This window comes from Salmonella sp. 32120201201600049SM, assembly GCF_017572835.1.
GTDB lineage: Bacteria > Pseudomonadota > Gammaproteobacteria > Enterobacterales > Enterobacteriaceae > Salmonella > Salmonella enterica.
In genome coordinates this window covers 83,319-90,137 of record NZ_JAGESA010000014.1, presented here as the reverse complement: position 1 = coordinate 90,137, position 6,819 = coordinate 83,319, and the positions used below count along the sequence as shown (strand labels likewise).

Here is a 6,819-nt window from a genome sequence, read left to right as displayed (position 1 = left end):
TGCCTGGCGGCACTAGCGCGGTGGTCCCACCTGACCCCATGCCGAACTCAGAAGTGAAACGCCGTAGCGCCGATGGTAGTGTGGGGTCTCCCCATGCGAGAGTAGGGAACTGCCAGGCATCAAATTAAGCAGTAAGCCGGTCATAGACTGGTGGTTGTAAAAGAATTCGGTGGAGCGGTAGTTCAGTTGGTTAGAATACCTGCCTGTCACGCAGGGGGTCGCGGGTTCGAGTCCCGTCCGTTCCGCCACCCTAATTAGGGGCGTAGTTCAATTGGTAGAGCACCGGTCTCCAAAACCGGGTGTTGGGAGTTCGAGTCTCTCCGCCCCTGCCAGAAATAATCCTTAGCATCTGCTAAGGATTTTTTTTGCCTAAAATTACCTGATTATCTGATCAGGTAATCGTGAGTTCCCTTCCTTTTCTTTTCATCATTTTCATTGTTCATCCAGCACATCCGTTTTTAACAGATCGCAGATCAGCGAGTATTTATCGCTGTTTTGCAGCCAAATGGCGTATAGCGGCCGTGAAAGCGTTGCGCTGTCGGCAACGGTATGTAATCCGCCCTTTTCATTTGCCCAGTTTACAGGAAGCCAGCTACAGCCATTTAATGCGCTAAGCTGCTGTCGGGCGAGTTCGGCTGAGCTGGTTGTTAATACCGGCACTTCATCTGCTGCGATCAGCCCGGTTTCATGCTGTTGGAAGTCTGGGCCCCACTCCAGCCGCAGATAATTGAGTTCTGATTTCTTACGGGCAGGGCTGCTGCAATATAACGCCAAAGTGAAGTGCCCTAACAGCTGACTGCTGAACTCATCCATTTTGGGCGCTTCGGTAGTAATGAGGAGATCAAGCTGGCGTTCATGAAGTTGCTTCACAAGCGATTGCCGTTGAGCGATTCTGGCTTCGAATTGCAGGCCGCTTTGTGGCTCCTGTAGTTGGTACAGTCGCCCCAGCCAGGCGTTAAGCATACACTCCCATAAAGACGCGCTGGCGCCGATGGAAAACTCGTTATGGCGTGAGGTATGCGCCACCTCTTTACGTGCCGCCTGCCACGTATTCATCAGCGTTTCCGCATACGGTAAAAGTTTTTCGCCAGCCGTGGTTAAACGGATATTGTTTCTGTGCCGTGTAAAAAGGTTTACGCCCAGTTGATTCTCCAGTTGCCTGATACGAAAGCTCACCGCGGATTGCGTCAGGTAAAGTGCTTCTGCGGCCCGCCCGAAATGGCGTGTCCGGCTAACTTCCAGGAAAGTTTTTAACAATTCCGTATCCACTGTGCTCTCCACAAAATTATTTGTCGTTATGATTTAAATGTTTTGTTTTACACTCTGTCAAGCGTAACTAATACTCCGCGCCATAAATAGCTCAGACAAAGAATTAGGAGCGTGCAGGATGGCGGAAAGCTTTACGACGACTAATCGATATTTTGACAATAAACATTATCCACGTGGATTCTCTCGTCACGGTGATTTCACGATTAAAGAGGCACAACTGCTTGAGCGTCATGGTCATGCCTTTAATGATCTGGATCTTGGCAAGCGTGAGCCTGTGACTGAAGAAGAGAAGCTGTTTGTAGCGGTATGTCGCGGTGAACGCGAGCCGGTAACGGATGCAGAACGCGTCTGGTCCAAGTATATGACGCGTATCAAGCGTCCAAAACGCTTCCACACCTTGTCTGGCGGCAAGCCGCAAGTTGAAGGCGCAGAAGACTACACCGAAGCTGATGATTAATAAAAAGGGCGTAATGCCCTTTTTTTACGCCAACAGCTTTTGCAAATGAATTAACAACCTGTCTATCGCCCGATAGCTTACCGCTTCCTGCAAATGCTGACGTGAGATCTGGTCAGCCAGTTCTATGTCGGCAATGGTTCTGGCCACTTTTAGTAAACGCTGCCAGGCGCGAATGGATAATCCAAGATGCACCATCGTGTCTTCAAGCCAGCGGGCGTCATCGTGATGCAAAACACAGTATTTTTGGATTTCGCGACCCTCCAGACGCGCGTTTAACTTCTTCTGGCGTCGGTACTGCCGTTCATGGGCGGCGATGACCCGCTTTTTTACCGTAGCGCTGTTCTCACCCTTTGAGGCGTGTTGGCTAAGAATCCCGGGCGGAGGAAGCGGTATCTCAAGCGAAAGGTCAAAACGATCAAGAAACGGGCCTGACAACCTATTAAGGTAACGTAGTGTCTGTTCTGGCGTGCAGCGATTATGGTTTCCCTGATAATGTCCGGTCGGGCTCGGATTCATTGCGGCGATTAACTGGAACCTGGCAGGGTACGTTATTTTCGCTCTGGTACGGGATAAATGAATTTGGCCGGATTCTATAGGTTCACGTAGCGCATCCAGTGTGCGTCGCTCAAATTCAGGCAATTCATCAAGGAACAAAATTCCGTTGTGCGCCAGCGATATCTCTCCCGGGGCGGGTATTGCGCCGCCGCCGACCATAGCAGTAAGTGAGGCGCTATGATGAGGTGAGCGAAAGGGGCGTTGCTGCCATCGTTTTTGTACCGTATCGGCATTAACCAGACTGAGGATCGCGGCGCTTTCCAACGCCTCCTCATTGCTTAATGGTGGAAGAATCCCGCTCAGTCGACTGGCCAGCATGGTTTTACCCGTACCCGGCGGGCCGATCAATAGCAGATTATGTCCCCCTGCCGCTGTAATCTCCAGGCCGCGTTTACCCTGCTCCTGACCGATCACATCGCGAAGATCGGCAGTTGCGGTAGGCGATGCCATATCCTGAGCTAAAGGTCTTTCCAGGGCGTGTTTCCCTTCCAGAAAGGCGCAGACGGTTTGTAGATGATCGGCGATAAAACATCCTTCTTTGCTGATAAGCCCAACCTCCGCCGCGTTCTCTGTTGCGACGATAATATTTCTGCCGGCCCTGATGGCTTCCGTTGCACTTGATATTGCGCCAGGAACGCCGCGTAATGCGCCTGTAAGCGCTAACTCACCCACCAGCTCATATGCCTCAAGATTCGACGCTGTAAGCTGCTCAGACGCGGCCAGAAGCGCAACAGCAATAGGCAGGTCATACCTTCCACCCTCTTTCGGTAGATCGGCTGGAGCAAGGTTAATGGTTATTTTTTTAGCCGGAAATTCATATCCGCTATTAATAATCGCACTACGTACCCGGTCACGCGCCTCTTTTACCGTGGTTTCCGGTAGGCCAACCATGGTTAATCCCGGTAATCCATTACTGATATGCACCTCTATAGTGATAGGCGGCGCATTGACGCCAAGTGCGGCGCGAGTATGAACAATCGCCAGTGACATAATCCCTCCTGTTACGTGGATTATGCGGGATAGAAGAGAAAATAGAATTACTGACTTTTTGTTTTTTAGCGGCTGCTTCCTGAATTTTGGCGTCATTTTCAGGTAAGAAACATCAAACTGGAAGAACGCTCGTAGAAGCGAAAAGAAGGAAAACAGGGTGTAAAGCGCGCCAAAAGGGGGAGGAAAACGTGAAAATTTTTCAGTTGCTAATTTTTCTTATAAAAAACAAAGCCCTTTTAGGCATTCACCTGCATTATCTGAAACGTGGTTAAAAAAATATCTTGTGCTATTGGCAAAACCTATGGTAACTCTTTAGGTATTCCTTCGAACAAGATGCAAGAATAGACAAAAATGACAGCCCTTCTACGAGTGATTAGCCTGGTCGTGATTAGCGTGGTGGTGATTATTATCCCACCGTGCGGGGCTGCACTTGGACGAGGAAAGGCTTAGAAATCAAGCCTTAACGAACTAAGACCCCCGCACCGAAAGGTTCGGGGGTTTTTTTTGGCCTGAAAAACTTAAGCGAGGAGCAGAGCGTGAATAACAGCATAAAATTCTGTTTCTCAAGATTTACGACGGGGATGTAACTATGAACGGGGCACAGTGGGTGGTACATGCTTTGCGAGCGCAGGGGGTGAAAACCGTATTTGGTTATCCTGGCGGCGCAATTATGCCGGTTTACGACGCGTTGTATGACGGTGGTGTGGAGCATTTGTTGTGCCGACACGAACAGGGTGCGGCAATGGCGGCAATCGGTTATGCCCGTTCTACCGGCAAAACCGGTGTTTGTATCGCCACTTCCGGCCCTGGCGCCACTAACCTGATCACTGGCCTGGCGGATGCGTTGTTAGATTCGGTCCCCGTCGTCGCGATCACGGGTCAGGTTTCCGCCCCGTTCATCGGCACTGATGCGTTCCAGGAGGTGGATGTGTTAGGCCTGTCGCTGGCCTGTACCAAACACAGCTTCCTGGTGCAGTCGCTGGCAGAGCTGCCTCGTATCATGGCGGAGGCTTTTGAAGTCGCCAACGCTGGCCGTCCTGGCCCGGTTCTGGTGGATATCCCGAAAGATATCCAGTTGGCCAGCGGTGAGCTGGAACCCTGGTTTACTACCGTTGCTAACGAAGCGACCTTCCCGCAGGCTGATGTTGAACAGGCGCGCCAGATGCTGGAACAGGCGAAAAAACCCATGCTGTACGTCGGCGGTGGTGTTGGTATGGCGCAGGCGGTTCCGGCGCTGCGTAAATTTATCGCGGTAACGCAAATGCCAGTTACCTGCACGCTGAAAGGGCTGGGGGCTGTTGAAGCTGATTATCCGTACTATCTGGGCATGCTGGGAATGCACGGTACTAAAGCGGCTAATTTCGCGGTGCAAGGGTGTGATTTACTGATCGCAGTGGGTGCACGTTTTGATGACCGGGTGACCGGTAAGCTGAATACGTTTGCGCCGAACGCCAGCGTAATCCATATGGATATCGACCCGGCGGAAATGAACAAACTGCGTCAGGCACACGTCGCGTTGCAGGGCGATTTAAATTCGCTGTTGCCGGCATTACAGCAACCGCTGAAGATCGACGCATGGCGTCAGTCCTGTGCAGAGCTGCGCGCAGAACACGCCTGGCGCTATGACCATCCTGGCGAGACTATCTATGCGCCGTTGTTGTTGAAGCAATTGTCGGAACGCAAACCCGCAGACAGCGTGGTGACGACGGATGTTGGGCAGCATCAGATGTGGTCAGCCCAGCATATGACTTACACCCGCCCGGAGAACTTCATCACTTCCAGCGGTCTGGGGACGATGGGATTCGGCTTACCGGCGGCCGTTGGCGCGCAGGTAGCGCGACCGAATGATACCGTTATCTGTATCTCCGGTGACGGCTCCTTCATGATGAATGTTCAGGAGTTGGGCACCGTAAAACGCAAGCAGTTACCGTTGAAGATAGTCTTACTCGACAACCAGCGGTTAGGGATGGTTCGACAATGGCAGCAACTGTTTTTCCAGGAGCGATATAGCGAAACCACCCTGACCGATAACCCCGATTTCCTCATGCTGGCCAGCGCCTTCGGCATTCCAGGCCAGCACATTACTCGTAAAGACCAGGTTGAAGCGGCACTCGACACGATGTTGGCAAGCGAAGGGCCGTACCTGCTTCACGTCTCAATCGACGAACTTGAAAATGTCTGGCCGTTGGTGCCGCCTGGCGCCAGTAACTCTGAAATGCTGGAGAAATTATCATGATGCAACATCAGGTCAATGTATCGGCACGCTTTAATCCAGAAACCTTAGAACGTGTTTTACGCGTGGTGCGCCATCGTGGTTTTCAGGTGTGCTCCATGAATATGGAAGCCGCGACCGATGCGCAGAATATAAATATTGAATTGACCGTTGCCAGTCCCCGGTCGGTCGACTTACTGTTTAGTCAGTTAAGTAAACTGGTAGATGTTGCGCATGTCGCAATCTGCCAGAGCGCTGCCACATCACAACAAATCCGCGCCTGAGCGCAAAAGGAAGAAAAATGACGACGAAAAAAGCTGATTACATTTGGTTCAATGGCGAGATGGTGCGCTGGGAAGACGCGAAGGTTCACGTAATGTCTCACGCGCTGCACTACGGTACGTCGGTATTTGAAGGGATTCGGTGCTACGACTCTCACAAAGGCCCGGTAGTGTTTCGTCATCGTGAACATATGCAGCGTCTGCGCGACTCAGCAAAAATTTATCGTTTTCCGGTTTCCCAGAGTATTGATGAGCTGATGGAAGCCTGCCGCGAAGTGATCCGCAAAAACAACCTGACCAGCGCCTATATCCGTCCGTTGGTATTTGTAGGCGATGTCGGTATGGGCGTTAACCCGCCCCCGGGATACACCACTGACGTCATCATCGCCGCGTTCCCGTGGGGGGCATACCTGGGCGCCGAAGCGCTGGATCAGGGGATCGATGCGATGGTTTCTTCCTGGAATCGCGCTGCGCCGAACACCATTCCAACCGCTGCGAAAGCGGGCGGTAACTACCTCTCCTCACTGCTGGTGGGTAGCGAAGCGCGCCGCCACGGCTATCAGGAAGGCATCGCCCTGGATGTAAACGGCTATATCTCCGAAGGCGCAGGCGAAAACCTGTTTGAGGTAAAAGATGGCGTGCTGTTTACTCCGCCGTTTACCTCTTCCGCGCTGCCAGGCATTACTCGCGACGCGATCATCAAACTGGCGAAAGAGCTGGGTATTGAAGTGCGCGAGCAGGTGCTGTCCCGTGAATCGCTGTATCTGGCCGACGAAGTGTTTATGTCCGGAACCGCGGCAGAAATTACTCCGGTACGCAGCGTTGATGGTATCCAGGTAGGTGAAGGCCGTTGCGGCCCTGTTACCAAGCGTATTCAACAAGCCTTCTTTGGTCTCTTCACTGGAGAAACCGAGGATAAATGGGGCTGGTTGGATCCGGTAAATTCATAATAAATAAAATTAATATTTTCCCAAAATAATTTGCGTCACAGGAAGGCGGCAACGCAGCGAATCCCCAGGGCTTACTGTAGTAAGTGACTGGGGTGAGTGAGGCAG

General features: G+C 51.9%; 8 protein-coding genes, 2 tRNA genes and 1 rRNA gene. 9 read left to right on the top strand and 2 right to left on the bottom strand.

All coding sequences use genetic code 11. The features are described 5' to 3' along the window. Positions 1–2 precede the first annotated feature (2 nt). From rrf to J4650_RS20800, 3 genes are all read left to right on the top strand, one after another. Positions 3–118 (top strand): 5S ribosomal RNA (gene rrf / locus J4650_RS20810). Between the two features lie 53 nt (positions 119–171). Beyond that, positions 172–248: transfer RNA gene (locus J4650_RS20805), tRNA-Asp, on the top strand. A gap of 8 nt (positions 249–256) precedes the next feature. Beyond that, positions 257–332: transfer RNA gene (locus tag J4650_RS20800), tRNA-Trp, on the top strand. A 100-nt stretch (positions 333–432) separates the two neighbouring features. Here J4650_RS20800 and hdfR read toward each other — a convergent pair. Beyond that, positions 433–1,281, bottom strand: a complete 849-nt coding sequence (gene hdfR / locus J4650_RS20795; protein ID WP_001541181.1) for an HTH-type transcriptional regulator HdfR — start codon at positions 1,279–1,281, stop codon at positions 433–435. A gap of 106 nt (positions 1,282–1,387) precedes the next feature. On the opposite strand from hdfR, the gene maoP reads away from it, so the two are divergent. Next, positions 1,388–1,726 (top strand): macrodomain Ori organization protein MaoP, encoded by a 339-nt coding sequence (maoP, locus tag J4650_RS20790; RefSeq protein ID WP_000840996.1) that lies wholly within the window; start codon positions 1,388–1,390, stop codon positions 1,724–1,726. A gap of 24 nt (positions 1,727–1,750) precedes the next feature. Here maoP and J4650_RS20785 read toward each other — a convergent pair whose 3' ends face one another. Beyond that, a complete protein-coding gene (locus tag J4650_RS20785; RefSeq protein WP_023994477.1) occupies positions 1,751–3,271 on the bottom strand; it encodes a YifB family Mg chelatase-like AAA ATPase in 1,521 nt (506 codons plus the stop codon). A 351-nt stretch (positions 3,272–3,622) separates the two neighbouring features. Here J4650_RS20785 and ilvL point away from each other — a divergent pair, with 351 nt between their 5' ends. The 5 genes from ilvL to ilvE all read left to right on the top strand — a co-directional run bounded on the left by ilvL (position 3,623) and on the right by ilvE (position 6,714). Beyond that, positions 3,623–3,721: an ilv operon leader peptide gene (gene ilvL / locus J4650_RS20780; protein ID WP_001311244.1), complete on the top strand. Its 99-nt coding sequence runs from the start codon at positions 3,623–3,625 to the stop codon at positions 3,719–3,721. Between the two features lie 86 nt (positions 3,722–3,807). Beyond that, entirely contained in the window at positions 3,808–3,858 is a 51-nt protein-coding gene (gene ilvX / locus J4650_RS20775) for a peptide IlvX (protein WP_192930503.1), read from the top strand. 2 nt (positions 3,859–3,860) lie between these two features. Next, positions 3,861–5,507 (top strand): acetolactate synthase 2 catalytic subunit, encoded by a 1,647-nt coding sequence (ilvG, locus tag J4650_RS20770; RefSeq protein WP_001012555.1) that lies wholly within the window; start codon positions 3,861–3,863, stop codon positions 5,505–5,507. Next, positions 5,504–5,767 (top strand): acetolactate synthase 2 small subunit, encoded by a 264-nt coding sequence (gene ilvM, locus J4650_RS20765; protein WP_000983260.1) that lies wholly within the window; start codon positions 5,504–5,506, stop codon positions 5,765–5,767. The genes ilvG and ilvM overlap by 4 nt, the downstream gene beginning before the upstream one ends. 17 nt (positions 5,768–5,784) lie before the next feature. After that, a complete protein-coding gene (gene ilvE, locus J4650_RS20760; RefSeq protein ID WP_000208532.1) occupies positions 5,785–6,714 on the top strand; it encodes a branched-chain-amino-acid transaminase in 930 nt (309 codons plus the stop codon). Positions 6,715–6,819: the final 105 nt, after the last annotated feature.

Bases quoted from the DNA above. Each gene is read 5' to 3' on its own strand.
- ilvE (WP_000208532.1), top strand. From the start codon at position 5,785: ATGACGACGAAAAAAGCTGATTACATTTGGTTCAATGGCGAGATGGTG.
- ilvG (WP_001012555.1), top strand. From the start codon at position 3,861: ATGAACGGGGCACAGTGGGTGGTACATGCTTTGCGAGCGCAGGGGGTG.
- ilvL (WP_001311244.1), top strand. From the start codon at position 3,623: ATGACAGCCCTTCTACGAGTGATTAGCCTGGTCGTGATTAGCGTGGTG.
- J4650_RS20785 (WP_023994477.1), bottom strand. From the start codon at position 3,271: ATGTCACTGGCGATTGTTCATACTCGCGCCGCACTTGGCGTCAATGCG.
- ilvM (WP_000983260.1), top strand. From the start codon at position 5,504: ATGATGCAACATCAGGTCAATGTATCGGCACGCTTTAATCCAGAAACC.
- maoP (WP_000840996.1), top strand. From the start codon at position 1,388: ATGGCGGAAAGCTTTACGACGACTAATCGATATTTTGACAATAAACAT.